General features: G+C 59.1%; 26 protein-coding genes. 5 read left to right on the top strand and 21 right to left on the bottom strand.

What is annotated here, in order from left to right:
- Nucleotides 1-12: 12 nt before the first annotated feature.
- The 12 genes from PTZ19_RS13125 to PTZ19_RS13070 all read right to left on the bottom strand — a co-directional run bounded on the left by PTZ19_RS13125 (nucleotide 13) and on the right by PTZ19_RS13070 (nucleotide 12,971).
- On the bottom strand, nucleotides 13-765 hold the full coding sequence (locus PTZ19_RS13125) for an amino acid ABC transporter ATP-binding protein (RefSeq protein WP_276355084.1): 753 nt from the start codon (nucleotides 763-765) through the stop codon (nucleotides 13-15).
- Nucleotides 762-1,472, bottom strand: coding sequence for an amino acid ABC transporter permease (locus PTZ19_RS13120; protein ID WP_276355082.1), 711 nt, complete (start codon nucleotides 1,470-1,472; stop codon nucleotides 762-764). Before PTZ19_RS13120 ends, PTZ19_RS13125 begins: the two co-directional genes overlap by 4 nt.
- A complete protein-coding gene (locus PTZ19_RS13115; RefSeq protein ID WP_276355080.1) occupies nucleotides 1,472-2,257 on the bottom strand; it encodes an amino acid ABC transporter permease in 786 nt (261 codons plus the stop codon). Before PTZ19_RS13115 ends, PTZ19_RS13120 begins: the two co-directional genes overlap by 1 nt.
- Nucleotides 2,258-2,260: 3 nt before the next feature.
- Nucleotides 2,261-3,169 carry a transporter substrate-binding domain-containing protein gene (locus tag PTZ19_RS13110; protein WP_276355077.1) on the bottom strand — a complete coding sequence of 303 codons (909 nt, stop codon included), beginning with the start codon at nucleotides 3,167-3,169 and terminating at the stop codon, nucleotides 2,261-2,263.
- 142 nt (nucleotides 3,170-3,311) lie between these two features.
- The gene (gene ssuE, locus PTZ19_RS13105) at nucleotides 3,312-3,884 is read right to left on the bottom strand and encodes an NADPH-dependent FMN reductase (protein WP_276355075.1); all 573 of its coding nucleotides are present in this window, start codon (nucleotides 3,882-3,884) and stop codon (nucleotides 3,312-3,314) included.
- A gap of 29 nt (nucleotides 3,885-3,913) precedes the next feature.
- Nucleotides 3,914-4,828 carry a LysR family transcriptional regulator gene (locus tag PTZ19_RS13100; protein ID WP_339329328.1) on the bottom strand — a complete coding sequence of 305 codons (915 nt, stop codon included), beginning with the start codon at nucleotides 4,826-4,828 and terminating at the stop codon, nucleotides 3,914-3,916.
- A 134-nt stretch (nucleotides 4,829-4,962) separates the two neighbouring features.
- Nucleotides 4,963-6,372 carry a DHA2 family efflux MFS transporter permease subunit gene (locus tag PTZ19_RS13095; protein WP_276355070.1) on the bottom strand — a complete coding sequence of 470 codons (1,410 nt, stop codon included), beginning with the start codon at nucleotides 6,370-6,372 and terminating at the stop codon, nucleotides 4,963-4,965.
- Nucleotides 6,369-7,379, bottom strand: a complete 1,011-nt coding sequence (locus PTZ19_RS13090; RefSeq protein WP_276355431.1) for an LLM class flavin-dependent oxidoreductase — start codon at nucleotides 7,377-7,379, stop codon at nucleotides 6,369-6,371. Before PTZ19_RS13090 ends, PTZ19_RS13095 begins: the two co-directional genes overlap by 4 nt.
- A gap of 37 nt (nucleotides 7,380-7,416) precedes the next feature.
- On the bottom strand, nucleotides 7,417-9,441 hold the full coding sequence (locus PTZ19_RS13085) for a dipeptide ABC transporter ATP-binding protein (protein ID WP_276355068.1): 2,025 nt from the start codon (nucleotides 9,439-9,441) through the stop codon (nucleotides 7,417-7,419).
- 1 nt (nucleotide 9,442) lies between these two features.
- Nucleotides 9,443-10,345, bottom strand: a complete 903-nt coding sequence (locus tag PTZ19_RS13080) for an ABC transporter permease (RefSeq protein ID WP_276355066.1) — start codon at nucleotides 10,343-10,345, stop codon at nucleotides 9,443-9,445.
- Nucleotides 10,342-11,283 carry an ABC transporter permease gene (locus PTZ19_RS13075; RefSeq protein ID WP_276355065.1) on the bottom strand — a complete coding sequence of 314 codons (942 nt, stop codon included), beginning with the start codon at nucleotides 11,281-11,283 and terminating at the stop codon, nucleotides 10,342-10,344. The genes PTZ19_RS13080 and PTZ19_RS13075 overlap by 4 nt, the downstream gene beginning before the upstream one ends.
- Before the next feature lie 20 nt (nucleotides 11,284-11,303).
- Nucleotides 11,304-12,971: an ABC transporter substrate-binding protein gene (locus PTZ19_RS13070; RefSeq protein ID WP_276355064.1), complete on the bottom strand. Its 1,668-nt coding sequence runs from the start codon at nucleotides 12,969-12,971 to the stop codon at nucleotides 11,304-11,306.
- A gap of 285 nt (nucleotides 12,972-13,256) precedes the next feature.
- Here PTZ19_RS13070 and PTZ19_RS13065 point away from each other — a divergent pair, with 285 nt between their 5' ends.
- From PTZ19_RS13065 to PTZ19_RS13050, 4 genes are all read left to right on the top strand, one after another.
- The gene (locus PTZ19_RS13065; RefSeq protein WP_276355061.1) at nucleotides 13,257-13,592 is read left to right on the top strand and encodes a winged helix-turn-helix transcriptional regulator; all 336 of its coding nucleotides are present in this window, start codon (nucleotides 13,257-13,259) and stop codon (nucleotides 13,590-13,592) included.
- A 301-nt stretch (nucleotides 13,593-13,893) separates the two neighbouring features.
- Complete coding sequence (locus PTZ19_RS13060) at nucleotides 13,894-14,781, top strand: MetQ/NlpA family ABC transporter substrate-binding protein (protein WP_276355059.1); 888 nt, start codon at nucleotides 13,894-13,896, stop codon at nucleotides 14,779-14,781.
- An 81-nt stretch (nucleotides 14,782-14,862) separates the two neighbouring features.
- A complete protein-coding gene (locus PTZ19_RS13055) occupies nucleotides 14,863-15,891 on the top strand; it encodes a methionine ABC transporter ATP-binding protein (protein WP_276355056.1) in 1,029 nt (342 codons plus the stop codon).
- 46 nt (nucleotides 15,892-15,937) lie between these two features.
- Nucleotides 15,938-16,555: a methionine ABC transporter permease gene (locus PTZ19_RS13050; RefSeq protein WP_276355430.1), complete on the top strand. Its 618-nt coding sequence runs from the start codon at nucleotides 15,938-15,940 to the stop codon at nucleotides 16,553-16,555.
- A 73-nt stretch (nucleotides 16,556-16,628) separates the two neighbouring features.
- On the opposite strand, the gene PTZ19_RS13045 is transcribed toward PTZ19_RS13050, so the two are convergent.
- The 3 genes from PTZ19_RS13045 to PTZ19_RS13035 form a co-directional block, all read right to left on the bottom strand.
- Nucleotides 16,629-17,216 carry a Uma2 family endonuclease gene (locus PTZ19_RS13045; protein ID WP_276355053.1) on the bottom strand — a complete coding sequence of 196 codons (588 nt, stop codon included), beginning with the start codon at nucleotides 17,214-17,216 and terminating at the stop codon, nucleotides 16,629-16,631.
- Between the two features lie 125 nt (nucleotides 17,217-17,341).
- On the bottom strand, nucleotides 17,342-18,418 hold the full coding sequence (locus tag PTZ19_RS13040; RefSeq protein ID WP_276355050.1) for an acyl-CoA dehydrogenase family protein: 1,077 nt from the start codon (nucleotides 18,416-18,418) through the stop codon (nucleotides 17,342-17,344).
- Nucleotides 18,419-18,464: 46 nt separating this feature from the next.
- Nucleotides 18,465-18,986: a DUF4242 domain-containing protein gene (locus PTZ19_RS13035; protein WP_276355048.1), complete on the bottom strand. Its 522-nt coding sequence runs from the start codon at nucleotides 18,984-18,986 to the stop codon at nucleotides 18,465-18,467.
- Nucleotides 18,987-19,122: 136 nt separating this feature from the next.
- Here PTZ19_RS13035 and PTZ19_RS13030 point away from each other — a divergent pair, with 136 nt between their 5' ends.
- Nucleotides 19,123-19,548: a winged helix-turn-helix transcriptional regulator gene (locus tag PTZ19_RS13030; protein ID WP_276355045.1), complete on the top strand. Its 426-nt coding sequence runs from the start codon at nucleotides 19,123-19,125 to the stop codon at nucleotides 19,546-19,548.
- A 51-nt stretch (nucleotides 19,549-19,599) separates the two neighbouring features.
- Here the strand turns inward: PTZ19_RS13030 and PTZ19_RS13025 are convergent, their stop codons facing one another.
- The 6 genes from PTZ19_RS13025 to PTZ19_RS13000 form a co-directional block, all read right to left on the bottom strand.
- Nucleotides 19,600-20,364 (bottom strand): ABC transporter permease, encoded by a 765-nt coding sequence (locus PTZ19_RS13025; protein WP_276355043.1) that lies wholly within the window; start codon nucleotides 20,362-20,364, stop codon nucleotides 19,600-19,602.
- A gap of 5 nt (nucleotides 20,365-20,369) precedes the next feature.
- The gene (locus tag PTZ19_RS13020; protein ID WP_276355041.1) at nucleotides 20,370-21,356 is read right to left on the bottom strand and encodes an ABC transporter substrate-binding protein; all 987 of its coding nucleotides are present in this window, start codon (nucleotides 21,354-21,356) and stop codon (nucleotides 20,370-20,372) included.
- Between the two features lie 13 nt (nucleotides 21,357-21,369).
- Nucleotides 21,370-22,167, bottom strand: coding sequence for an ABC transporter ATP-binding protein (locus PTZ19_RS13015; protein ID WP_422614999.1), 798 nt, complete (start codon nucleotides 22,165-22,167; stop codon nucleotides 21,370-21,372).
- Between the two features lie 153 nt (nucleotides 22,168-22,320).
- On the bottom strand, nucleotides 22,321-23,079 hold the full coding sequence (locus PTZ19_RS13010; protein ID WP_276355034.1) for an SDR family NAD(P)-dependent oxidoreductase: 759 nt from the start codon (nucleotides 23,077-23,079) through the stop codon (nucleotides 22,321-22,323).
- On the bottom strand, nucleotides 23,066-23,833 hold the full coding sequence (locus PTZ19_RS13005; RefSeq protein ID WP_276355031.1) for an SDR family NAD(P)-dependent oxidoreductase: 768 nt from the start codon (nucleotides 23,831-23,833) through the stop codon (nucleotides 23,066-23,068). The genes PTZ19_RS13010 and PTZ19_RS13005 overlap by 14 nt, the downstream gene beginning before the upstream one ends.
- Before the next feature lie 21 nt (nucleotides 23,834-23,854).
- Nucleotides 23,855-25,540, bottom strand: a complete 1,686-nt coding sequence (locus PTZ19_RS13000; protein ID WP_276355029.1) for an ABC transporter substrate-binding protein — start codon at nucleotides 25,538-25,540, stop codon at nucleotides 23,855-23,857.
- Nucleotides 25,541-25,582: the final 42 nt, after the last annotated feature.

Below are 25,582 nucleotides of genomic sequence, written 5' to 3'. Positions count from 1 at the left end.
CCACTCCTTTGGTCAGATGGAATACACGCCATCCGGCGTGATGCGTTTCAGAAATTGGCGGGTCCTCTCCTCCTTGGGCGACGAGAATAGCCGGTTCGGATGCCCTTCTTCCACGACTTTGCCCTCGTCCATGAAGACGACATGGTTCGCGACGTCCTGGGCGAATCCCATTTCGTGCGTGACGACGATCATCGTGATGCCCTCTTTGGCGATTTTGCGGATGACGGACAGAACCTCCCCGACGAGCTCCGGATCGAGCGCCGAAGTCGGCTCGTCGAACAGGATCACTTCCGGATTCAGCGCCAGCGCGCGGGCGATGCCGACCCGCTGCTGCTGGCCGCCGGACAGCTGGCTGGGGTACGCGTCCAATTTGCCCCCCAGCCCCACCTTTTCCAGCAGCTGTACGCTTTGCTCGCGCGCCTCGCGTTTCGGCAGCTTGCGGACGACCAGCAAGCCTTCCATCACGTTCTCCAGCGCCGTTTTGTGCCGAAACAGGTTGTATTGCTGGAACACCATCGCGGTCCGGAGCCGGAGCTGCTGGATCTCCTTCTTGCCCGCCGTCCGGCAATCGACCTCGTAATCGCCGACGCGGATTCGGCCCGCGTTCGGCTTCTCGAGGAAGTTCAGGCACCGAAGCAGCGTCGTCTTCCCGGATCCGCTCGGTCCCAAGATGACGACCACCTCGCCCGTGCCGATTTCGAGGTCGATTCCCTTCAGCATCGGATGGCGCCCGAAGCTTTTCTCGATGCCTTGCAGCCGGATCATGCGACCCCTCCTCGGTTGTACAATTGGATCCTTCGTTCCAGCAGGCCGGCCGCCCGCTCGATCAGCACCGTCAGCCCCCAGAAAATCAAGGCCGCCGCCAGGTAGGCGTCGAAGAACTTCCAATTCGTCGCCGCCACGATCTGCGCTTTGGCGTTGATCTCCACGACGGATACGGCGAACGCCAGCGTGCTGCCATGGAGCATCCCGATGAACAGCTGCGTGATATTGGGCAAGCTTGCCGCGAATGCCTGCGGAAACACGATTCGCCGCAGTGCCTGAGGCGTCGTCATTCCAATGGAATAAGCCGCTTCCAGCTGCCCCTTGCTGACGGCGATGAGGCCCGACCGCACGACTTCCGAAGCGTAAGCGCCGGCCGTAATGGAGAAGGACAGCAGCGCGAACGCGATCATCGGGATCGCGGAAGACCGGAACGGCCAGCCGAAAAAGGCGGAAACTCCGTCGACGATCAGCGGCATTCCGAAATAGATGAGCAGCAAATGCGTGATCATCGGCGTGCCCCGGAAGAAGGTGACGTACGCGGCGGCGACCGGATGCAGGACCGGCACCCGGAACGTGCGGATCAAGGCGATCGCCGTACCGATCAGGAGGCCGCAAGCGACCGAGACCACCGTGATGAGCAGCGTCGTCGGCACGACGGACAAGAGTTCCACGAACGCCTTCCAGATGAACGAGGGATCCAGCTTCATTACGCATCGCCCCCTTTGCTTCTCAATTTGAAGGCTTGCGGCAACCCGAACGGCAGCCATTTCGTCCGCCAGGATTCGAAGGATTTGGCCGGGACCGGCCGGGCTTCATGGCGAAGCAGCCTCCGTTCCAGCACGCGGAGCAAGCGCTCCAACACCAGGCAGACGGCCAAATAGATGAGCGCGAGCGAGAGATACGCTTCGACGAAATGCTGGGTCAGCGTCGTGAGCGAGGACGCCTTGCCCGTCATTTCCATCACGCCGAGCGTAAAGGCGAGAGAGGTGTCCTTTAGCAGCGCCAACAGCAAATTCGCGAAGACCGGCACCGCGATCGCGAGCGCCTGCGGGAGCACGATCCGGGTGAACGCCTGAACCCCGTTCATTCCGACGGAATAGGCGGCTTCGACTTGCCCCCGGTCGACGGATTCGACGGAAGCCCGGATCATCTCGGACACGTAAGCGGACACGTGAAGGCCGTAGGTGAGGATGACGAATACGAGAACGGGCGTCTTGGAGAGGTCGATGTCCGCTTGCTTGAGCAGCTCAGGCAGCCCGTAATACAGCAGGAACAGCTGGATCAGGATCGGCGTGCCCCGGAAGAACGAGACGTAGACCTGGCTGACCCGCCGAAGGAACGGGATTTTGTACAGCCGGGGCAAAGCGGCCAAGAGCCCGGCCGCAAGCCCCAGCACGAGGGAGCCGCCCACGATGGTCAGCGTCGTGCCCAGCGTGGACAGGATCTTCGGGATGAACTGCAGCACGTAGGTAAAATCGAACTCCTGCTCCATGATTTACTCCGTGAAGTCCTGACCGAGCCATTGTTTGCTAAGGTTAGCCAGCGTGCCGTCGGCTTTCACTTCTTTCAGCGCGAGGTCGATGGCGTCGGCCAACTCTTGGGAAGCCGGGTCGTTCTTGCGGAAGACGAACAGGATATCCGCTTCGCTGAGCGCGTCCCCGGCCGTCTTGAGCTTACCTTTCGGATCGAGGAGCGGCAGCGCGAAGTCCGCGCCGATCGAGGCGACGACGCGCCCCGTGGTGATTTGGCTGACCATGTCGTTGGCCGCCCCGCTCTGGTAGACGATGTTGATCTTTTTGTCGTGGGACTTGTTGTAATTCTCGAGGATCTGCGCCTCCGCGCTCGTCGCGCCGGTGAGCACCTTCTTGCCGACCAGATCGTCCAGCGTCTTAATGGAATCGTTGTCCTTGGCCACGATGATTTTGTTTTTCCAATGCGCGTAAGGCTCGCGGTTGAACAAATATTTCTCCGAGCGCTCCGGGTTTTTCTCGAACTCGTGCGCGCCGAAATCGATTTTCTTCGTCTCGAGGCTGAGCAGGATGTTGGAAAAGTCGAGCGTCTGGAATTCGAACTCGTACTGGGGCAGACGTTTGTCGATCTCCCGGACGAGCTCGACGTCGAACCCGGTCAGCTTGCCGTTCTCGTCGATGAAGCAGACGAGCGGGAATTGCGTGCCGGTGCCGACGACGATTTTCTTCGCTTCGGCCGGTGCGTTCGGCGACGCCGTGCCGGACGTGGCGGCGCTTGGCGATGCATCGCTCGGCGTTGCCGAGCTCGGGGATTCGGCGCTTGGCGTCTGGGCGGCCGAGGACGACGGGGGAGCCGATTCCGATTTGCTGCCGCATGCGGTCGCGATCAAGGCAATCGCGAGGACGGCGATCCACCATCCTGCTTTTTTTCTCATGGTTCTCTCCTCTTTCTTGCGGGGATTTAATTACAACAATTCCTACCTGTTAAGTAAGAATTATAGGTATGGCTTTACTTTACCATCCGCCGCAAGCGGGGGCTAATAGAGAAATTCGATTCCCGGATTCAAATTCCCGATCTTACTCCGCCGCGTGGGCAGGCTGTCTGCTTCTGCGGTATTCCAGCCATCTCAGCTCTTCCGCCAGCTCATCCGCCGCGCGGTCGAGCCGGCCTTGGAGTTCTTCCGACAAGGCGAATCCCCCGTCTTCGAGGCGATTGACCCATTGATCCACCGCGTAAACGCCGCCCAGCACGTGCCTTCCCCCCAGCGCCGAAATGACCGGTTTGAGCGCGTACTCCACGCTGAGCAGATGGGCGATCGTTCCCCCGATGAACAGCGGCAGCGCGATTTTCCCGGCCAAGCCCGTCTGCGGAAGCAAATCCAGGAACGATTTGAGCAGCCCCGAATAAGCCGCCTTGTACACCGGTCCCGCAATGACGACGCCGTCCGCCTGCTCGACGGCCGACACCGCCTCGGCGATCGCGGATTCCGCATAGCGGGCGCTCAGCAGCGCTTCCGCCGGCAATTCCGCGACTTGAATCGTTCCCGTTTCGATGCCGGCCTGCTGCCAGCGGCGCACCGCGCTTCCGATCAGTCCGTTCAGCCTGGATGCCGGATTCGGGCTTCCCGCAATCACGACGATTTTACTCATTTTCGATCTTCCTCCATTCGTTATTTTCGCTAAGATTGGGCCAAGCGGCGGAATGCACCGTTTCTCCGCAAATCGCGGCCGATTTGCAATAAGGCATCCAGAAGCGGCGTTTGTTCTCCATGGCGGTAAATGAGATTGGTTTGCAGGGAGATGCCTTCGATTTCCGGAACCGCAACGGGAAACAGCTTTTTGCCGAACACCTCCTGTTCCGCCGACAAGCCGGGCAAAAACGCGATCCCCGCTTTCTGGACGATCAATTTTTTCGCCATTTCCGAATTGTCCGTCTGGATGAGAATGTTCGGCGGACGGTTCAAGTTTTCGAAAATCCGGTGGATCCTTAACCAGTCCAACGCCCCGCATTCGAAAAAAACGAGGGGCTGCTCCGCGATCGCTTCCACCGTCACTTTTTTCTCCCGCAAGAAGGGGTGTCCTTGAAACACGTAGAGACGGATGGGATCCTCGTAGAATTTCTCGGACTGCAAATTCGGATGATCGACATAGCGGACGAATCCGATGTCGACCTCCCTGCCCAGCACCTTATCCGCGATCTCTTCCGTTCTGCCGGTGGAGAATTTGTAGGTCGTCTCCGGAAATTGGCGGCTGAGAACCGGCAAAATCCGAGGGATCAGGTAGTTGGAGACGGAAACCGTGCACCCGATCCTCGCTTCGTCGGGGACGGCCTTCTTGCTGCCGATGAGCTGCCTGCCCTTGCGATAGGTCAGCATGAGCTGCTGGGCATAAGGCAGAAACCGCTTGCCTTCCTCCGTGATCCGGACTTGTTTGCCGTTGCGGTCGAACAGCTTGCAATCCAGCTCCCGCTCCAGCGATTGGATTCTCGCCGTTACGGAGGGTTGGGACAAATACAAAGCTTCCGCCGCTTTGTTGAAGCTGCCGTAGTGCATTACGTAGACGAATGCCTCGATGTTCTCGAGATTCACTTCCATCACCTCCTTTCGTAATGCCGGAAAACAAAAAAGGAGACGCACTGTGGGCAACAGCACATCTCCGGTGGTCCGGTCAATCGGTTTGGGTTTTCCATGATCATATCACCATTATACCGCGGGAACAAGGGTGTGTGTCATTGCCTGGGAACTTCTTGGCGGCGCATTGTCGCGCTCAGCGCGAAACCGATCAGGGACAGAACGGCAAGGACGACGAATACGTCCCGGAACGTCGGCGTCCAGGCCGCCGCCGCGGGATCGCCGGCCTGCACGTAATAGCCTTGCCGGCTCGCGATCAAGTTCGCCAGCAGCGAGATCGCGAGGGCCACGACGACTTGCTGGACGGAACTCGAGAGCGAACTAACCCGCCCGGTCAGATGCTGCGGGGAAAGCTTCAGCAAATTCATGTTCAAGGGAACGACGCAGAACCCGACGCTGGCTCCGATGACGACCATGTAGATCCCGATCGTCCACACGCTCGTGCGATCCGTGACCGTGGACATGAGGAACATCCCGACGCTGAGAATGGCGAAGCCGGTGAGCGCGACGCTTTTGATTCCCCATTTGTCGTACAACCGTCCCCCGATTTGGTTGGAGATCCCGGCGAACACCACGTACGGAAGCATGATCAGGCCCGCTTCGAACGCGCTGAACCCTCTGGCGTTCTGCAGCGACTGGGGCACGAGGAACAAGGAGCCGAACTGGACGAACACGGCGATCCACGCGATCAGGATATTGCCCGTGAACGCTCTGGAGCCGAAAACGCGAAGCTCCAGCAACGGGTCCGGTCGGCGCAGCTGCGAGACGACGAACGCAAGCAGGAAAACAAGGCCGACCGAGAGGCTCGTTACGGTCCTTGCCGCTCCCCAGTCGGCTGCCCCTTCGCTGATTCCGTAACAGATGCCGGCGAATGCGATCGGAGCCAGCAGCATGCCGAGGAGATCCAGCCTCACGACCGGCAGCCGCTCGAGCTCCGGAAGTTTCAGGATGCCCAGAGCGATCGCGGTCGCGCCGATCGGCAGGTTCACGGCGAAAATCCAGCTCCATGACGCGTGATCGACGATCAACCCGGACACCACCGGTCCTAAGGCCGGCGCCAGCAGAATCGGAATGACGACGACGGCCATGATTTTGCCGACCCGGTCGGGAGGACTGATCCGGTAAGTGTAGGCGAACATGATCGGCACGACCATGCCGCCGCCCAACCCTTGAATGACGCGGGAAGCGATCAGTTGATCGATTCCTTGGGCGAGCAGGCACAATAAGGAGCCTAACGTAAACGTTCCGATCGCGAGCAGCAATATCCTTTTCGTGCCGAATCGGTCGCACAGCCACCCCGTCAGCGGAATGATGGCGGATTCGGCGAGCACGTAGCCCGTAATCACCCACTGGACGACCGGATACGAGCCGCCGTATTCCCTGACCAGAAGCGGAACGATCAAATTCATGGCCGTGCTGTCGAACATCACCATGAAGGCTCCCGTGATCAGAACGGCCAGCGGGGCGAACAAAGCCCTCATGGATGCCGTCCCTGCGGTATCTGTCATTGGGTGCACCTCCCAACCGCTTGAATCAACAACTCATAGGACCTCAGCCGGGCGGCAAAATCGGCTACCACGGTGGAGACGATGAATTCGTCCACGCCGTACTTGGCCTGCAGCCGAAGCAGCCGATGCCTGACCGACTCGGGCGATCCGTACACGTCGGCCGCTTCCTGCACGGTTGTCGGATAACGTTCCCCGATCCGCCGGATGAACGCCTCGGCTTCCTGCCGGGTTACGGCCGTATAAGCAAGTCCGTCCGGAAGATGGAATTTGATCCGGACGTTGTCCGCCGCCAGCCGGGCAGCCTCCTCTTCCGTGTCGGCCACGATGACCGACAGCGCCAGCAGCGATCTCGGCTGCTCGCCCGCCCCATGACGGTACGCTCGGCGGTAATGATCGAAAGCCCTCGCCGCGACATCTTCGTCCTTGTTGATGATTAAAGCATACGCGTAGGGGAGGCCGAGCTCCGCCGCCAGCTTTCCGCTGTCCGCGCTCGCGCCCAACATGAAGATTTGCGCCGGGATTTCAGGCACCGGTTGGGCGCGGAGCCCGGCGAGCGGACGCTCCCCTTCCGGCGGAACCTGAAGGAAGCGCTGCAGTTCCCGAAGCTTATCCGCCACGTCCGGGATGTCCCCGCTTCCCCGTCTCAGCGCGCGAGTGGACCGGGGGAGACCGCCCGCGGCCCTTCCGATCCCAAGGTCCACCCTCCCGGGAGCCAGAGTGGCCAGGGCGTTGAAATTTTCCGCCACTTTATACGGACTGTAGTGCTGCAGCATCACTCCGCCCGAGCCCACGCGAATGCGCGCGGTATTCGCGAGCAAGTACGAAATCAGCACTTCCGGCGACGAACCGGCGATATTCGGCGTATCGTGGTGTTCGGACACCCAGAACCTGCGGTATCCCCATTCCTCGGCCCGCTTGGCTAACTGAACCGTCTGGCGGAAGGCTTCGGCGGGCGTATCCCCATGAAAAATCCAGCTGTGATCCAGCACTCCCAATGGGATGTCGATTTTCATTCATCTCCTTTAGTTCGACCGGCATGCGCGGTCATACAGGATAGTGGCAAGCGACGGCGCGCGCAGGTCCGATCTCTCTCCACGCGGGTTCTTCTTCCTTGCAGCGGGAAGTCGCGAACGGGCAACGGGGATGAAATCGGCACCCGGAGGGAGGATCCAGAGGCGACGGAATTTCCCCGCCGACGGCTTGCTTCCAGGGCGTCCAGCCCGGAACGAGCGGAGGCACGGAATCGATCAGCGCTCTCGTATAGGGATGGGCGGGATGCCGGAACAGTTCCTCGCTCGGGGCGATTTCGACGAGCTTGCCCAGATACATCACCCCGACCCGGTCCGACAGATGGCGTACGGCGTTTAATCCGTGCGCGATCAAGAGATAGGACAAACCGCGCCGATCTTGCAGTTCTTGCAGCAAATTGAGGATTTGCGACTGGACGGACACATCGAGAGCCGAGATCGGCTCGTCTGCCAGGATGAACGCCGGATCGAGCGCCAGCGCCCGGGCGATCCCGACCCTCTGCTTCTGCCCGCCCGACAGCTCGTGAGGCCGGCGTTCGCGCCAGGACGGATCCAATCCGACAGAAAGCAGCAATTCCTTCACCTTGTCGGTTTTCTCTTTGCCGCTCCAATTCTCGTGGATCGATAAAGGCTCCCCGATGATCTGCCCTACCGTCCACCGGGGATCCATCGAACCGTACGGATCCTGGAAAATCATCTGCATGCTCCGGCGGACCTCGCGAAGCCGCCTTCCCCGCAGCCCCGTCAATTCGCGGCCTTGAAACGCCACCTTGCCCGAGGTCGCCTGCTCCAACTGCAGAATCACCCGGCCGAGCGTGGATTTGCCGCTGCCGGATTCGCCGACGAGACCGAGCGTTTCCCCTGCGGACAGGGAGAGGGAGACGCCGTCGACCGCCTTGAGCCGCTTGGGGGGCGCGAACCCGGTTCTCTTCATCGGATAATGCCGTCTCAGATCGACGACTTCAAGCAGCGGCGCCCGCGCTTGCCCGTCTCCCTTCATCGGCAACCGCACCGACCGGTTCGGCGGAGGGGTTGCGCCAATCGAGAGCGGAGCTTGAATCTCCGAGGATTGGGCCAGCTTCGCGGCGTGCCAGCACGCGGCCTGCCGGCCGTCGATCTCGGCGAGCGGGGGACGCTCCGCGCATTCGGAGGTCGCGAACGGACAACGCGGCCGAAAGCCGCAGCCGCTCGGATATTCCGCCGGCCCCTGGATCGATCCGTCCATCGACGGCAATTTCGTACGGCGCGGACCGTCCAGGCGGACGACGGCATTCAACAGCCCGCGCGTATAGGGATGGTACGGCCGGGTGAGGATTTGTTCGGCCGTTCCCGATTCCGCCACCCGCCCCGCATACATCACGACGATCCGGTCCGCCATCGCCGCGGCAACCCCAAGGTCGTGCGTAATCAATAGCAGGGCCATCCGGAATTCCGCCTGCAGATCCTTGAGCAGAGCGAGGATTTGCGCCTGGACCGTGGCGTCGAGCGCCGTCGTCGGCTCATCGGCGATCAGCAGTTTCGGATCGCAGGACAATGCCATGGCGATCATGGCCCTCTGCAGCAGACCTCCCGACAGTTCTCCCGGGTACTGCTTCATTCGGACCTCCGGCTCCGGGACGCCGACCTTGCGTAGGAGTTCCACGACCTTGGCCCTGGCCTGCCTTCGCGATCCTTGCCGATGGCTGACGATCGCCTCGGCGATTTGGCTGCCGATCGTGAAGGCCGGATCGAAGGCCGACATCGGTTCCTGGAACACCATGGCCATCCGGCTTCCGCGCAGCGGCCGAACCTCGTCGGCAGGCAGCCGGGTCAGGACCGTATCCTCGAATTTGAGACTCCCGCCGACGATCCTGCCGTTCTCTTGATCGATCACCCGCATCACGGTTTTGGACAAGACCGTCTTGCCGCTGCCCGACTCTCCGACAAGGCACACCGTTTCTCCGCTCCGAATCGCGATCGAGACGTCGTCGATCACCCGAAGTTCTCCGATCGGCGTGGAGAGTTCTACCGTAAGATGGCTGGCTTCGAGCAGCAGCTCCATGCTATTTCCCCCTCGCGTTTTTCTTCGGATCCAGAAAATCCCGCAGCCAGTCGCCATAGAGGTTCACCGAAAGCACGAACGCCGTAATGGCGAACCCGGGAAACGCGCTGATCCACCAGGCAACCGTCATATATCCTCTTCCTTGGGACAGAATTGCGCCCCAGTCAGGGCTCGCGTTCCAATCTCCCAACCCTAGAAAGCTGAGCCCGGAGCCCGCCAGGATGGAAGCGCCGATTCCCAGGGTGGACATCACGTACAGAGGCGACAACGAGTTCGGCAGCACGTGCGTCCAAAAAACGCGGGAAGGCGAGGCGCCGATCGAGGCGGAAGCCCGTACGTACGGCCGGACTTTGACGCTCAGGATCTGACCGCGCATGACGCGCGCATAGCCCGGGACCGAAGCGACCGCGACGGCCAGCACGATGTTCCATCGTCCGGGACCGAGGGCGGCCGCGACCGCGAGCGCAAGCAGCAGGCCGGGGACGGTCATGAGCACGTCGACGGCGCGCATGATGACGGCGTCCACGAGTCCGCCCGCATAACCGGATACCGCCCCGAGGAGCGCGCCGGACAGGCCGCCGGCCAGAACGGACGCGATGCCGACCAGCAAGGATTGGCGGCTTCCGTACACTACGACGCTGTACAGATCCCTGCCGTAATAATCGGTGCCGAACCAGTGGGACGGCCCCGGGGGGAGCAGGCTTCGATCCATCCTCATCTCCATCGGCGGGAAAGGGGCCAGCCATTGCGGAACGATCGCGCATGCGAGGAAATAAATCACGACGGCCGCCGCGCCGTACAACAGCAGCCGCTGCGTGCCGCCCCTTCTCGCCGCCGAAGGCTTTCGGCCGCGCGCGATCCGCTCGCGGCCTATCCATCTTGTCAATGCGGTTTCTTGTCTCATGTTCCTCTCCCTATGCCCGTTCTTCGGATTCGGGGATCAATCAGCATGTAGGACAGATCGACGAGCAAATTGACGAGAACGTAAAGGCCCGCCGAGAATACGACGACTCCCTGCACGACCGGCAGATCTTTGCCGGCAATCGCGTCCGCCAGAACCCGGCCGATGCCTTGCCTGGCGAACACCGTTTCCACGACGACGGCTCCCGCCATCATCTCTCCGACCAGCATGCCCAGCATCGTGACGGCCGGGATGAGCGCGTTGCGCAGCGCATGGCGGTACATGACCGCCCGCTCGCTTAATCCCTTGGCGCGCAAAGTGACGATAAACGGTTCCCGGATCGTGTCCAACACGCTGCTTCTGACCATGCGGAGGATCAAGCCCGTTCCGACGATTCCCAAAGTCAGGGAAGGCAAAATCAACGTTCTGACGCCATCGGACCCCATCGGCGGCAGCCAGCCCAGCCGAACGGAAAAAAGGAGAATGAGCATGATGCCCGACCAGAACGCCGGCATGGACACGCCGAACAATCCGACGATCCGGACCGCGGCATCGACCGCTCCGCCGCGATGGAATGCCGACCATACCCCCAGCAGCACCCCCAGCCCCGCGGAGATCGCGGTGCTGGTCAACGCAAGCGCGAGAGTGGCCGGGACATGCTCCATGATTTTCGGCAGAACGGGTTCGGCGCTCACGAGGGATTCCCCGAAATCTCCGCGGAACATTCGCCCGAAATAAACTCCGAATTGCTGATAGAATGGAGCGTCCAGCCCGAGCCCATGGCGAATCTCGGCGATCCGCTCGGGCGAGGCCGTGCCCAGCGCCAACCGGCTCAGCACGGCGTCGCCCGGCAGCCAATACAAGATGCAAAAAACCAGCACGGAGGAACCGCAGATCACGAACAACGACGCGGCCAAGCGGAAGACGATGAACTTGAGCATGGGTCCAGCACCCCGATCGGTTAGTTCCGGACGGTCGTATCATGCAGCAGCAGATACCCCAGCGCATCGTATTTCAGGTTTTCCACCTTCTTGGATACGGCCGAGATGCTGGGAGACACGTAGATGGGAATCGTCACGGCATGGTCCACGATATAATGCTGGGCTTCTTGATAAATCTCGAGCCGCTTGGCGTCATCCAGCTCGGTCTCGCCCCGTTCGAGCAGTTCATCCAATTTCGGATCGTCGAAGCCGGAGAGGCTCGGCCAGCCTGTCAGGCCGTGGGTATGATAGAAAGTCGTCAATGCGCTGGGATCCAATCCCGCCGTGCCGCCTCCGAACAATTCGTACGCATGGTCCATCAGCACGACTTGACTCACGTCCTTCGTGAAATGCAACTCCACGGCAACGCCGATTTCTTTCAACTGCTGCTGGACGATGGCCGCGATGTCCTGCTTCTTGTCTTTGTTCGGAATCGACTCGACGTACCGGATCGTCAGCTTCTTCCCGTCCTTTTCGCGAATCCCGTCTTTCCCGGGCTTCCATCCCAATTCGTCCAACAGCCGTTTGGCCTTCTCCTTGTCCGATTGAATCCCGTTTTCCAAGGCTGGATCGTAGCCGAACGTGCCGGGAGCGAGCGGAGACCACGCACGCTTATAGACGCCGAAATACAACGTCTTCACGATGGCGTCGACATCGATGCCGAGCTGCAGGGCCTGCCTTGCCTTCAGATCGTTCCAAGGCGCCTGCCGCTCGTTGATGAACAACGCGAACGGCAGTCCCAACGCATCGTGCGACGCTATCGTGAACCGGGAGTCGTTCTTCAAGGCGGCAACGTTCTGGGCCGGCACCGTCTCGATCGCCAATACTTGGCCGCTTTGCAGGCTTCCGATTCGGGTCGCTTCTTCCGGAATGATCTTAAACGTGACCGTATCGAGGTACGGCTTCCCTTGATTGTCGAACGCGTCGGGAGCCCAATTGTAATCCGGGTTGCGTTCCAGCTTGATTTCCGAGTTCTCCTCCCACTTGACGAACCGGAAAGGCCCCGTTCCGACCGGGTGCTGGCCCAACTGTTTCCCGTACTTCTCGGCGGCGGTCGGTGATACGATGGCCAGCGATGGCTGGCTCAAGTTCCTCAGAAACGCGGCGGACGGTTTTTTCAGATTGAATCTGACGGTATAGGGATCCACCACTTCCGACGATTCGTACTGGGTGAGGTAGGACAATGCGATGCTAGCTTCAGTGGAAGGATCCACGATCCGGTCGAAGTTCTTCTTGACCGCTTCGGCGTTGAACGGCGTGCCGTCATGGAACTTGACGTCTTGGCGCAGCTTGAACGTATAACGCTTGCCGTCCGGCGACACCGACCATTCGGACGCGAGCCAGGGCTTGATCTGATTGTCCTCAGTCAGGAAGACCAGGCTGTCATAAATGCTGCGGAACACTCTTGAAGCGACGTCGAGCCCGCTGACGTGCGGATCCAGCGAATCGGGACTGGTGGCGAGCCCATAGGTCAAGTCGCCGCCCGAGATCGGAGCTTGCGAAGCCGCAGATCTGCCCGGTTCGGCGGAGGCGCTTGCCGAGCCGCTTTCTGCGGAGCTGCCGGCGGACGCCGAGCAGCCGGCGAACAGCAGCAAGGAGACCAGGGCGAACGCGGTCATCGGATTTCGGTTCCTCTTCAACAAAGTCATGGTTAACCTCCCGTATGGATGGATTTGGATGGGGTAAATGCGATCACGATTATACCAATCGATTTAATCGGATTTATGGTATAAAGAAAGAGGCGAAAAAAAGTTGCCGGGTTCGCCTCCGGTTGTCCGGTCGATCGTCTGATTCCGCGGCTGCCGCCTCTTGGAACCGCCATCGATTGACATTATAAGGTGGATGCTACAGGATGAGAAGAAGGCAAAATATTATGATAATATCACTTCGTTCTGACATACTATACTTTTTGAAGTGAGCACGGAGGTGTGCCAATGCAATCGGTAGCCAACGAACTGTGCAATTCGGTCATCGAAGACGTGTTGAATGTCGTTGGGAGCAAGTGGGCGTTCCTGGTGATCGGACATCTGTATTACGGACCCTGCCGGTTTAACCAAATGAAAAAAACCATCCCCGCGATCAGCACGCAATCTTTATCTTCGGTCTTGCGGCAGCTGGAAGAGAACGGCGTCGTCACGCGGCGGGCGTTCGCGACCGTTCCGGTGACCGTCGAATACAGTCTGTCCGACAAAGGGCGGGATTTCGTGCAGGTCATCGATGCCATGCGGCAGTGCGGCTATAAATGGAGGCATCAATCGGGCACGGAGTAAAACTCCCCTGTCCAATCGAGTAAGAGGGGGGCTAGTCCCCGTCCTAGAGATGACGCCCATGCTGGCGTACTACTAGATGACCTGTCCGCCTTAGGGGCAGGTTTTTTTGCGCCATTCACGACACGACCGCCTGACCCCGCGAACTGTTATCGAGTAACCTTATCAGTTAATAGAAGTATTCGATTTGCGCTTCAATCCATCTTGACGGAATCGATTCCGTTGCTCTATATTTTAATCCATACTTTTCCGATGGGATATATAGAATTAGAAAGTATCAATCTGGACGAAAGCGGTGATCGGCATGGTGAAAAAATCTCTTTTCCTCGTGATGTTGGTAATGGTGACGGTGATTGCCGCCGCTTGCGGTCAATCGAAGGAGAAGACGAGCGATAGCAGCCCCTCGGCAAGCAACGTCGCAAGCGAAAGCTCCCCCGGCGCCAGCACAAGCCCCAGTGCAGGCGCGTCCGAGCCGGCCAAATTGAAAATCGGCGTCATGGCCGGCGCGGAGGAAGAAATCTGGAAAGTGGCCAAAGAAGTCGCGGCCCAAGACAACCTCGACCTGGAGCTTGTCGTGTTCAACGATTACGTGCAGCCGAACAAAGTGCTGGAGGATGGCCAGCTTGACGCCAACGCGTTCCAGCATGTTCCCTATCTCGACGAATTCAACAAGTCGAACGGCACCCATATCGTCAAGCTGGCGGACACCATCAACTATCCGATCGGCGTTTATTCCAAGAAGATCAAGGACCTGTCGGAGCTGAAGGACGGCGACACGCTGGGATTGCCGAACGATCCGACGAACGGAGCCCGGGCGCTGATCCTATTCCAGAGCGCCGGCCTGATTAAGCTGAAAGACGGCGTCGGCATTACGGCGACGGTTCGCGATATCGCGGAGAACCCGAAGAACCTGAAATTCAAGGAACTGGATGCCGCCTTCATCCCGAAAGCGCTGGGCGACCTTACCGCGGCCGTCATCAATACCAACTACGCGATCGACAACGGGCTCTCCCCCAGCAAAGACGCGATTTACAGGGAACCGAAAGACTCCCCGTGGGTGAACATCATCGCGGTGCGCGAAGGGGAACAAGACAAGCCGATCTTCCAACGTCTGGTCCAAGCGTTCCAATCGGAAGAAGTGAAAAAGTTCGTGACGGAAAAATACGGCGATTCGATGGTGCCGGCTTGGTAATCGCCGGTTGATCCCATGCAGGTCTCTCCCCCCGGGGCAGACCTGCCGTTTTCCGTTATTGCCGAAAGCGGGGAGGCTGGCATGATCCAACTGGAGAACGTAACCAAAGTGTTCCATCAAGGCAGGCAAAACGTCGACGCGGTGAAGAACGTCTCGCTGCACGTGGGAAAGGGAGAAATTTTCGGCATCGTCGGGTTCAGCGGCGCGGGGAAAAGCACGCTGATCCGCTGCATCAACTTTTTGGAGCGGCCTACCGGGGGGACGGTTCGGATCGACGGCGTGGATCTTGCCGGTTTGAACGATGCCGAGCTGCGGAGGACTCGCCGTAAAATCGGCATGATCTTCCAGAACTTCAATTTACTCTCCTCGAATACGGTGTTCGAAAACGTAGCCGCGCCGCTGCGCTTGGCGAACGCGCCGAAAAGAGAACGCGTGCGGAAAGTGCGCGAACTGCTAGATATGGTCGGCTTGAAAGAGAAGGAATCCGTCTATCCTGCCCAACTTTCCGGCGGACAAAAGCAACGCGTCGCAATCGCCCGGGCGCTGGCCAGCGATCCGGAAATCCTGCTCTGCGACGAAGCGACTTCGGCGCTGGATCCGCAAACGACGGAGTCCATCCTCGAGTTGCTTCTGGAAATCAACCGCAAGTATAAGATCACGATCGTCTTGATCACCCATGAGATGCATGTGATCCGGAAGATATGCGATCGGGTCGCCGTCATGGAGAACGGCGAAGTCGTCGAGCAGGGCGACGTGTTGGACGTCTTTTCGAACCCTCTTCAGCCCGTCACCCGGAACTTCATCCGGACCGTTTTCGACGCGAGCCTGCCGGATTCGCTGCTGAAAAAACTCCGGGAGTTGGAGCAGCCGGGACAACTGCTGCGGATCTCCTATGCCGGCGAGCATGCGGCCGAGCCGATCTGGGCCGATTTGGCCGGCCGTTTCGGGCTGCGGCCGAACATCCTGTACGGGAATATCGCGCAATTGAAGGACACGACATTCGGGACGCTCGTCGTTCGCGTCACGGGAGAGCCGGAAGCCATTCGGGCGGGGATGGATTATTTGGCCGAACGGGAGCTGAAAATCGAGGTGATCGAACTTGCTGATTGATTTTATCGGCAGCTTCGGGGAATTCCGGGACTTGTATTGGCAATCCATGAGAGAGACCGGGATCATGGTCGGGTATGCCTTGCTCCTCTCGGCGGTCATCGGACTCTGTCTGGCCGTCGTCCTCGTGGTCACCCGGCACGGGCACCTTTATCCCAACGCGTTCGTCTATCAAAGCCTGAACGTCTCGATCAATATTTTAAGGTCTCTTCCGTTCATCATCCTGATGGTATCCATCATTCCTTTCACGAAAGCGATCGTCGGCACGACAATCGGGGTCAAAGGCGCCATCGTGCCGCTGGTCGCGTATACGGCGCCCTATCTGGCCCGCCTGATGGAATCCGCGCTGCTGGAAGTCGACCGCGGCGTCATCGAGGCGTTCCAAGCAATGGGCGCGACGCGGAGGCAAATCATCATGCGCGTACTCCTGCGGGAGGCGAGACCCGGATTGGCGCTCGGGTTAACCATCGGGACGATCAGCCTGGTCGGCGCTTCCGCCATGGCGGGCGTCGTCGGAGCGGGCGGTCTCGGCGATGTCGCGATCCGTTACGGCTATCAACGATGGGAGCCGAATGTCATGGTCACCTGCGTGATCCTGCTCATTCTCTCCGTCCAGTTCGTGCAGTCGATCGGCAACGTGATCGCGAGACGATTGCGTAAGCATTGAAAGGAAAAGCGGCGCTTGGGCTCGAACCCAACACCGCTTTTTTTTGCTGGGCGATTTTACGCTTAACGCGCGACTATAATCGCTGGATGTCCTTGAAAATCTCGGCAAGAACGAATGATACGCAGGGCAGCTTGTCGGAAGCGACGGTATCGGATTCTTCAAATAGGTCGTTCAACTCATAGCTCCCGAGATTTCTGAGCTCGTACCGTTCGAGCGTCCTAGAGCCCGAATCGACGATCCAATACTCCGGAACGCCATACTTGGCGTAGGTTTTCATTTTCTTGATTTTATCCCGGGTCCGGGAGCCGGGAGAAACGATTTCCACGACGAGATCCGGCGCCCCCTCGATTCCCCTCTCCGTCACGATCGACGATCGGCTGCGATGAATCAGGAGGATATCGGGCTGCACCACGTCCGTTTGACTCAAAATCACGTCCAAAGGCGCATGAAAGATCAAATAATCCGATCTGCAACTCTGCATGAAAACGAATTCCATTTCCCTACTCACCGATTGGTGGGATACGGAAGGCCCCGGAGACATCGCCTCCAGCACGCCGTCGATGATTTCGTAACGCTGTCCGTCATCCGGCATCTCCGCATAAGCCTCGTAGGTCACCGGATGCACCCGTACGCGATCCTCCGTCTTCTTGCGATGATTCACCGCTTACGCTGCCTCCCTTGCAAAAAAGCACCCTTCCATAGCAAACACGTTGTGTTCTGCCGAAGGGTGCTTCCCGGTTATATAGGTTCATTATGTCCGGAATGCGGACGAACTGTCAACTCCGTCTAGACTTGCAAAGAGAACTCCGCGTTCATCTTCTCCAAATGGCGCACCGTCGGCGTCAGATTCGCCAAGAAGTAGGCTTCTCTCAGCCGTCTCGACGCGTCGCTCCCCATCTTGTAGCCGGAGCTTCCCGTATGAAGCATCCCGCATTGCGCGGCGCGAAGCGCGGCGTACACGACATCCAGCCGCAGGCGCACCAAGTCTCGCCAGAGGTCCTCCTGGTCTAACCGCTCTGCTTCCATGAGACGGCACAACCGCTCGTTCAGAGCGCTAAAGTCGCTCTCCAAATCGTCGGCCTGCACGCGAAGATACGAATTGCAGCCGCCCTGTTTGCCGCTCATGCCGCGTACGCCGTCCGCACTGCTCGCGATCAGGCCGAGACCCAGCGGGATCTGATAAAGGATGAAAGACGGACGGATTTTCCGCACCAGCTCATCCGCCTGCTCCGACAGCACGTATTCCGCAGGCAGATGTACGTCGTCGAAACGGCAAGCGTAAGTCGCGCTGCCGTTCAAACCGAGAAAACCGAGTTGCTCCGTCCGGGTCAAGCCGGCCGATGCGCATGGAACGAACGCCATGATTCTGTTGCTCCCGGCGTCCGCCACGATGCCGAACCAATGGTCGTCTCCGAGGTTCGACACCATGGGCAGGGTCCCGGTCACGCGATAGCCGCCGCCGTCCTTTTCCGCGCGAAGATAAATCTTATCCAGCCCCGCATAGAACTTCATCGGATTGGAGAGACCGGTTCCTCCGAGCAACGACCCGTCCGCGAGACGCGGAAGAAGCCGCTCGCGCAGCGCCGGGCTTTCCCCGTATCTCACGTAAGTCAAGGCCGCCATGTGGCACCAGAGATTGAAACCCGTGGTCAAACACGCGCGCGAGGTTTCCCGAATCGCGGTCACGCCGGCACGCAACGTTTCCGCTTCGTCCGCCTCCGGACCCGGGAGATGACCTTCGCCGCCAAGCGCCCGCAAATAGGCTTCGGGATAGAATGCCTCCCCGTCAATGCGCTTAACGTAAGGCTTCAGATGCTCGTCGACGAGGTCGGCGATCCGTCTGAGTCGATCCTGTTCCGTCATCGTGCGATTTCCTCCAACATGATCTTGTCTGGCCGGGCGGGCATGATCAGTTGCCGGACAGCTTCGTAATGGAATCGATCGGCGTGCTGACGGCTTGCCGGGCCCGTTTAACGGCGGATTCGTCAGGAGCTTGATAGAAGCAGAGGCATTTGGTCATGTCCTCGCAAACATACGTCCTCGAGAAGGTCACTTCGGGCACTTCCGAATAATGAACACTGTTTTTCAGCTTGCGTTCCAGATATTGCTCCATCGTTAAACCTTCCGGGATATTCCATTCGACAAGATAGTTGACGTTTTCTCCCTGAGTGACTTGCCCCACGTCTTTGCCGATCAGCCTCACCGGTTTAATCAGCGAGATCGGTACGTCCGCGCCGCGAAGGATCTCCGTCACTTCCGCGCGGTCCCCGCCCTCCAGAATGAAGAACGCTCTCGAATAATTCTCGGCAGCCTGGACCTCGATCAGCCGGACACCGCGCCCCTCCGCCTTCGACTGAATGGCGCGGACCTTCTCTTGGAACAACGTCCGATCAAGCGTACCTAAAACAGATTCAACCAAATACAACGCCATATGGATCACTCCCGTATATTTTGGTGAACGACAAGAATGAAGCAACAGTTGCCCTGCTTTACTAAGTAAATTTAAATTACTTAATATCTTTTGTGCTATACTGATGAAGCCATTACTTCCGGAAAGGAGACTTCCCGTGAAAGACCGCTACGATCTTCCTTGCAACATCGCCCAGACGCTGAATATCATCGGCGACCGTTGGACATTGCTGATTCTGCATGAAGTCCTGGCCGGCCATCATTCCTTTAACCAGATCAAGCGCGCGTTACAAGGGCTTTCTTCGCGCTTGCTGTCCGAACGGCTCAAATACCTGGAAGCGGCCGGGTTGCTGCGGGCGGAGCTGGTTTCCGAGCATCCGCCGCGCTTCCGCTATGCGCTGACCGAGAGCGGACAGGCGCTTGAGCACGTGTTCAACGCCCTCATTCTATGGGGGCGAGACCATCTGCAGCCCTGTTACAAAAAACTCGTTCACGCGGAATGCGGCCACGAGGTTCGGATCGCTTACCGATGCAGCCATTGCGGCACGGACGTGAGTGAACTGAACGTCATTCCCGTAGGCTAAGCTTCCGGCGATGCCGCCCAAGGCCGATAAACCGGCCGCCCGGCGAACCGTCTATTGCCTCACGATGCCCCAATGCTTCCCGACCCAAGTTTCCAACAGCCCGACCAGACGATCGAGGAGCAGCCCGAACAGCCCGATGCAGATGATTCCCGCCAGGACGAGGTCCAGTCGAAGCGTATTGCGGCTGTCCACGATCAAATAACCAAGTCCGGACTGCGATCCGACCATCTCGCCGGAGACCAGGAAAATCCAAGAGGTTCCGATCGCGATATGCAGACCGTTCGCGATGGTGGGAAAGGCGGAAGGCAGTACGATCTTCGTTAAGAACGCCATCCGCCCCATTTCCAGGTTGCGGGCGACTTTCGCGTGCGTCGGATCCACCTTGCGCATGCCCGACACCGTCGACAACAAGACGGGAAAAAACGCGGCCAGGAAAATGATGACGATGGCAGGCGCGTTGCCGATCCCGAACCACAAGACGATGAACGGCGACCAGGCGATCGGAGACACGGGACGGATGAGCTGGACGATCGGATCGAACAGCCGCCATACGCGCGGCAGTTGGCCCAAGGCGAGACCCGCCGTCACGGCCGCCGCGCACGCGCTCAAATAACCGGCCGCGAAACGCATCAGACTGATGCCCATATGCTGGGCAAGCGTGCCGTTCTTTACCAGCTCGGCGATGCCTTCGGCCACCAGCAGCGGAGGGGGCAGCAGCGAAACGTCGTACTTGCCGATCGCGACGATGAGCTGCCAGACCGCGATAAGAACCGCGATGCCGAGCACGACGTTGCCGGTACGATTCAGGCTTCGCATCCGTCCTAGCTGCCCTTCGCGGCGTCGATGAACGAATTGTCGACGAAGTCGGCGAATGACGGCGGATTTTGGGACAGTCCCATTTCCGCTAAATAGTCGCGCAGCGTATCGTAAGACTTTTCGTCCAGACGCAGGTCGTCGTACTTGATCCATTGCAGCGATTGGTCCAGCACCTTGTCGTCTACGTTCATGTACGTTTTCAAAATCCGCTTGTCTTCCTCGTCCTTCGCTTCCGCCTTCCGGCCGGCCTCGACGTATGCGTTGACGAATGCCTGAACGGCGTCCCGGTTCGCGGAGATAAAGTCGCTTCTCATCACCAAGCCGCAGTCGACGGAGTCTTGCCAAATCTCGCCGGACTGATACAGCACCTTGCCTTTGCCGATGACGACCGACTTGGCGCCGAACGGTTCGGCCACCACGTAACCCGAGATCCTGCCTTCCGCGAGCGCGGCCGGCATCTCGGCCGGCGCCAGTTCCACCGCCTTGACGTCCGAATAGGACATGCCGGCATTCTTCAGCATCTGATACAACAGCACGTTATGGGTGGAAAATTTGCTGGGAATCGCGAACGGCTTTCCTTGCAAATCCTGCACCTTCGAGACGTCGTTCGCGACGACCAGCACGTTCCCGTCCTTGTGTCCAAGCGCTAACGCCGTAAGGCCGATCCCCTGCTCCTTCGCCTTCATCGCGAGTTCGATGAGAACGGAAGCGCCCTCGATTTTCCCCGTATTGAGCGCGTCCATCAAATCCGGCCAGGAACCGAATTTCACCAGTTCCAACTGAAATCCCTTATCCTTGTCCTTGGTTAATTCCTTCTCGATATATAAGGGCGCGGCATGCGTAATCGGCAGGTAGCCGATTCGGATCGAAGGCGAATCCCCGCCGGACGCTCCGCCCGCTTCCGTTTGCGCGTGATCCGCCTTCGCACCGCAAGCGGCCAGTAAGACAAGCAATGCCGCAATAGCCGGTAGGAAAGCCTTTTTCCAAGTCATATCGCAGGTCCTCCTAAATGGTAAACTCCGGATCATCGTCCGTCCCCGACAGATGGAATAGATCGAAAATCAGCTTGCGGTAATGCTGGAATTGCGTGCTGCCACGGTCGCGCGGCTTGGCGTCCGGAATCCGGATCTCCTTCCGGATGCGTCCCGGGGCGGATTCCATGACCAGAATGCGGTCCGCCAGAAAAACGGCCTCATCGATGTCATGCGTGACGATCACGACGGTAAGGCCTTGACCGTTCTGCAGGCGGAGAAGCTCGTTCTGCAGATGGTAGCGGTTGAACGTGTCCAGCGCGCCGAACGGCTCATCCATCAACACGGCTTTCGGGTCGATCGCGAGGGCGCGGGCGAGCGCGACCCGCTGTTGCATGCCTCCCGAGAGCTGATGCGGAAAATGATCGATCCTGTCGGATAACCCGACGAGATCGACATAGGCCGAGGCCCGCTCCTTCCTCTCCGCGGCCGTGTAACCGGACGGCTCCAATCCGATCTCCACGTTCTTCCTGACCGTACGCCATGGCAGTAACCCGTAATTTTGAAAAATCATGACGCATTGACGCGTCGGCCGCTCCACCGGCCGTCCTTCGAACAGCACCCGGCCTTCGTCGGCCCTTTCGAATCCGCCGATCAGGTTCAGCAGCGTGCTTTTGCCGCAGCCGCTCGGACCGAGTATCGCCACGATTTCGCCTTGTCCGATTTCGAACGACAGGTCCTGCAATACCTTCTCGGACGACTTTGCGTTCCGATAGCTTTTACTGGCCCGGTCGACTCGAATGATCGGTTCCACTTCATGTCCTCCTCTCATTCGCTTCAAGTTGACTTGTCAGCAACAAATATGTACAAAACCAATTGATTTAGTTGGTTTTATGGTTATTTTAATATACTTAATTTCTTTTTACAATCCTGTGGAAGTAAAAAAAGGAGCCGTTGACTTAACGGCTCCTTCAGAAAAGATGCGTTAGGCGTAAACCGCGATGCCGCCGTCGATCACGAATTCCGCTCCCGTGACGTAGGCGGACTCGTCCGAGGCCAAATACACGACGGCTTCCGCGACATCGTCAACCGTACCGAACCGGCCCAGCGGGATGACGGATAAGTAATCGTCCCTTCTTTGCTCCATCGCTTCGCGTACCAACGGAGTCTCGATCAGACCGGGAAATACGGCGTTCACCCGGATGCGGTCCGGCGCCAGCTCGACGGCCGCGCCCTTGGTGAAACTTCGAAGCGCCCCTTTCGCGGCCGCATAGGACGTAACCGGACCTCCCAGCGACAGCATGCCCGCCACGGAGGAGATGTTGATGACGGACCCTCCTCCCGCTTCGCGGATCAACGGGACCGCATGCTTGATTCCGAGAAAAGCGCCTGTCAAATTCACGGAAAGCACGCGCTCCCAGACCTGTTCGGGCCGAAGTTCCCGGAAAGCCGGCGACGTGCTGGAGACGGCCGCGTTGTTGACGAGGATATGCAGCGTCCCGAATGTCTCCGCCGCGGCTGCGACGACTTCTGCCCAGTCGTCTTTCGATGAGACGTCCTGCCGGAGCGCGATGGCCGTCCCACCTGCTCGCCGAATTCGCCCGACCGTGTCTTCGGCGAGCTCATATTGAATATCGGTGACGACTACCCGCGCTCCCTCGGCGGCGAAACGTTCGGCCTCCCGGCTTCCTTGGCCTCTTCCCGAACCGGTCACGATCGCCGTTTTCCCCTCAAGCCTGCCCATCTTCTTCCCTCCCTGAACCGGAGGAACGATCGGCAACGATGTCGCGGCGCGCCCGGACCCCGTTCCCCCCGTCGATGACCCACTCGCTGCCGTTTACGTAAGAACTTTCTTCCGAAGCCAGAAGCAGAACGGCGTTCGCGACATTCTCCCCGAGATCTGCGCGGCCTGCCGGAAGATTCCAGTGCTCGGATGCGCTCGTTTCCCCGGCAAACACGGCATTGAATCGAACGCCGGAGGCCGCGTTCGCCGCGGCCGATCCGGCGGACAACAGGCGGATCGCGCCGGACAGGGCCGCAAAGGCGCTGCCGGCCTGCGGCTTCAGGGCATCCGTCGTGAGGACGCTCACGACGGAGCCGCCCTGCGGCATTTTCTCCACCGCGGCCCTTAAACCAAGCGCCAATCCCGTAAGGCGCTGATGCACGATTTGCTGCCAATCGGCCACCGTTTCATGCTCCAAGCCCTTCTCCGCCAGCCTGGGCAACGAATAGACCACGATGTCCAGTCCGCCATGCAGCCTGACCGTTTGTTGAAGCACCCTTTCCCAATCCGACCAACGAACGGCCTTCCCGACGTCGGCTGCCATGCCGCCCAGCGAGCGGATTCCCTGAACCAAATCCGGAATCCCGGACTCGCCTTGCCCGCCGGAGGCGAGAGCCAGAGCGGCGCCTTCCTTCGCAAACCGCCGCGCAACGTCACGGCCCGCAGGGGAGTCGGCCCCGACGATCAGCGCGCGTTTGCCGTTCAGCCGCCCCATCCCGCCCCGCCTCCTTCCGTCTCATCGCGAGATCAAGTCCCATTCGTTGACTCGATTGAACATGCCGAGATTGAGCGGTTTGCCGACCGACACGTTTTTGGAGACCGCCTGAATCCTTTTTTCCGAATAGACGCTGAGCGTCGGCAGATCATCGTGAAGGATCTGCTGAAGCGCGTCGTAGATTTGACGGCGCTTGGCCGAGTCCGTCTCGGAAGCTCCCTGAACGATCAGCTCATCCGCCTTGGGATTGCGGTAGAAAATAAAGTTGTTCGCATTGTCGCTCTGGAACAGAGAGAAGTAATTGCTCGGCTCGATGTAATAGTCGCGGTTGAAGATCGTCAGATCGTAATCCGCCTTCAGCACTTTCTGGACCAAGGTCCCGAAGTCGTACTTTTGCACATCGATCTTGAACCCGGCATCTCTCAGATTCTGAACGAGGATGTCCGCCGCTTGTTCCCGGATTTTGTTGCCGGACGGCACGAGGAAACGGAGCGTCTTGTTCGCGTCCCAGCCCGATTCTTCCAGAAGCGCCTTCGATTTATCCGGATCGTAGGAATAGCGTTTGATGTTCTTGTTGTAGTAAGGATTGTCGCTCGGCATGCTCCCGTCGATCACCTCGCCTTGTCCTTTGAGCAGCTGCTTCACGATCAGCTCCCGATTGAGCGCGTAGGCGATCGCTTGCCGCACCTTGGCGTCGCTGACCGTCTTGTTGTTGAAGAAGATCTCGGCCGGTTCGGACGGGCCGCTCGAATCGACGTTGACGTCCGGAAGCGCCTTGACTTTCTCGTAATCGGTGATCGGGATGAGACCGACGGGCAGGGAGTTCATTTGAATGTCTCCCGACTGCAGCTGAGCGGCCAAATTGGCGGCCGGCAGCACTTTAACGAAGATTCGGTCCAGCTTGGCGATCGGACGGTAGTAGTTCTCGTTGCGCACGACTTCGGTATACTGGTCTTTCAGGAAATTGGCGTATTTGAACGGACCGATCGTGACTTCGGGTTTTTGGAAATAGGCGTTCGTGGCCAATTGCTCTGGCGGAACCCCCTTCAAAACGTGTTCGGGCAGGAAATAAACCTTGGTCGCGAACGTCTCCTTGAAAATATTCGGATCGATCGGTTTCTTGGTCTTCACCTCGAAGGTGCGTTCGTCTATGATCTTAAGCCCCGACAGCTCGCTCTGCCCTTCGGGGAGTTTGCCAGCGTCGTCCGTCCCTTCGATGAAGTTCAGCCGGAACGAGCTTTCCACCTTGGGGCTCAGCGCGGTGTTCAACGTGAACCGAACATCGGAAGTCGTGAACGGCTGGCCGTCGTTCCACTTGGCCTGCGCGTTCAATTTTACGACGTAAGTTTGATTGTCCTTCGTCTCGACCGAATCCGCCAGCTTCGGCAGGAACTCGAACGAATCGTTGATATCCAGCAGCGAGTCGTTGATCAGCGCTTGAACGGTCTTGGAGGCCGAATCTCCCTGGTCGTTGATCTGATTTAACGAGATCGGCGAATTGACGATTCCGATCGTAACGGCTTTGGGCTTGGCCGCCGCAGCGGAAGTTGCCGAACCGCTTGCTGCGGCGGCCGGTTGGCTGGAGCCCGCGGAAGCTTGGGAATCGCCGCTCGGAGCGCTTCCGTTATGGTTGTTTCCGCATGCGGCTAAGACGGCCAGCATCGCGGCCAGCACCGTCGTTACGATTACGTGTCTCTTTGTTTTCATTTTCATTTCCTCCTTGAATGGTAGTGGATGATCCGATGACTT

The organism is Cohnella caldifontis (assembly GCF_029360585.1).
Classification (GTDB): domain Bacteria; phylum Bacillota; class Bacilli; order Paenibacillales; family Paenibacillaceae; genus Cohnella; species Cohnella caldifontis.
The sequence above is the reverse complement of the archived record's forward strand: the minus strand, read 5'-3'. Positions and strand labels throughout refer to the sequence as shown.

What these genes read in the sequence shown, in the direction of transcription:
- PTZ19_RS13125 (WP_276355084.1), bottom strand. Translation starts at nt 765, where the DNA reads ATGATCCGGCTGCAAGGCATCGAGAAAAGCTTCGGGCGCCATCCGATG.
- PTZ19_RS13120 (WP_276355082.1), bottom strand. Translation starts at nt 1,472, where the DNA reads ATGAAGCTGGATCCCTCGTTCATCTGGAAGGCGTTCGTGGAACTCTTG.
- PTZ19_RS13115 (WP_276355080.1), bottom strand. Translation starts at nt 2,257, where the DNA reads ATGGAGCAGGAGTTCGATTTTACCTACGTGCTGCAGTTCATCCCGAAG.
- PTZ19_RS13110 (WP_276355077.1), bottom strand. Translation starts at nt 3,169, where the DNA reads ATGAGAAAAAAAGCAGGATGGTGGATCGCCGTCCTCGCGATTGCCTTG.
- ssuE (WP_276355075.1), bottom strand. Translation starts at nt 3,884, where the DNA reads ATGAGTAAAATCGTCGTGATTGCGGGAAGCCCGAATCCGGCATCCAGG.
- PTZ19_RS13100 (WP_339329328.1), bottom strand. Translation starts at nt 4,828, where the DNA reads ATGGAAGTGAATCTCGAGAACATCGAGGCATTCGTCTACGTAATGCAC.
- PTZ19_RS13095 (WP_276355070.1), bottom strand. Translation starts at nt 6,372, where the DNA reads ATGACAGATACCGCAGGGACGGCATCCATGAGGGCTTTGTTCGCCCCG.
- PTZ19_RS13085 (WP_276355068.1), bottom strand. Translation starts at nt 9,441, where the DNA reads ATGGAGCTGCTGCTCGAAGCCAGCCATCTTACGGTAGAACTCTCCACG.
- PTZ19_RS13080 (WP_276355066.1), bottom strand. Translation starts at nt 10,345, where the DNA reads ATGAGACAAGAAACCGCATTGACAAGATGGATAGGCCGCGAGCGGATC.
- PTZ19_RS13075 (WP_276355065.1), bottom strand. Translation starts at nt 11,283, where the DNA reads ATGCTCAAGTTCATCGTCTTCCGCTTGGCCGCGTCGTTGTTCGTGATC.
- PTZ19_RS13070 (WP_276355064.1), bottom strand. Translation starts at nt 12,971, where the DNA reads ATGACTTTGTTGAAGAGGAACCGAAATCCGATGACCGCGTTCGCCCTG.
- PTZ19_RS13065 (WP_276355061.1), top strand. Translation starts at nt 13,257, where the DNA reads ATGCAATCGGTAGCCAACGAACTGTGCAATTCGGTCATCGAAGACGTG.
- PTZ19_RS13060 (WP_276355059.1), top strand. Translation starts at nt 13,894, where the DNA reads ATGGTGAAAAAATCTCTTTTCCTCGTGATGTTGGTAATGGTGACGGTG.
- PTZ19_RS13055 (WP_276355056.1), top strand. Translation starts at nt 14,863, where the DNA reads ATGATCCAACTGGAGAACGTAACCAAAGTGTTCCATCAAGGCAGGCAA.
- PTZ19_RS13050 (WP_276355430.1), top strand. Translation starts at nt 15,938, where the DNA reads ATGAGAGAGACCGGGATCATGGTCGGGTATGCCTTGCTCCTCTCGGCG.
- PTZ19_RS13040 (WP_276355050.1), bottom strand. Translation starts at nt 18,418, where the DNA reads ATGACGGAACAGGATCGACTCAGACGGATCGCCGACCTCGTCGACGAG.
- PTZ19_RS13035 (WP_276355048.1), bottom strand. Translation starts at nt 18,986, where the DNA reads ATGGCGTTGTATTTGGTTGAATCTGTTTTAGGTACGCTTGATCGGACG.
- PTZ19_RS13025 (WP_276355043.1), bottom strand. Translation starts at nt 20,364, where the DNA reads ATGCGAAGCCTGAATCGTACCGGCAACGTCGTGCTCGGCATCGCGGTT.
- PTZ19_RS13020 (WP_276355041.1), bottom strand. Translation starts at nt 21,356, where the DNA reads ATGACTTGGAAAAAGGCTTTCCTACCGGCTATTGCGGCATTGCTTGTC.
- PTZ19_RS13015 (WP_422614999.1), bottom strand. Translation starts at nt 22,167, where the DNA reads ATGAGAGGAGGACATGAAGTGGAACCGATCATTCGAGTCGACCGGGCC.
- PTZ19_RS13010 (WP_276355034.1), bottom strand. Translation starts at nt 23,079, where the DNA reads ATGGGCAGGCTTGAGGGGAAAACGGCGATCGTGACCGGTTCGGGAAGA.
- PTZ19_RS13005 (WP_276355031.1), bottom strand. Translation starts at nt 23,833, where the DNA reads ATGGGGCGGCTGAACGGCAAACGCGCGCTGATCGTCGGGGCCGACTCC.
- PTZ19_RS13000 (WP_276355029.1), bottom strand. Translation starts at nt 25,540, where the DNA reads ATGAAAACAAAGAGACACGTAATCGTAACGACGGTGCTGGCCGCGATG.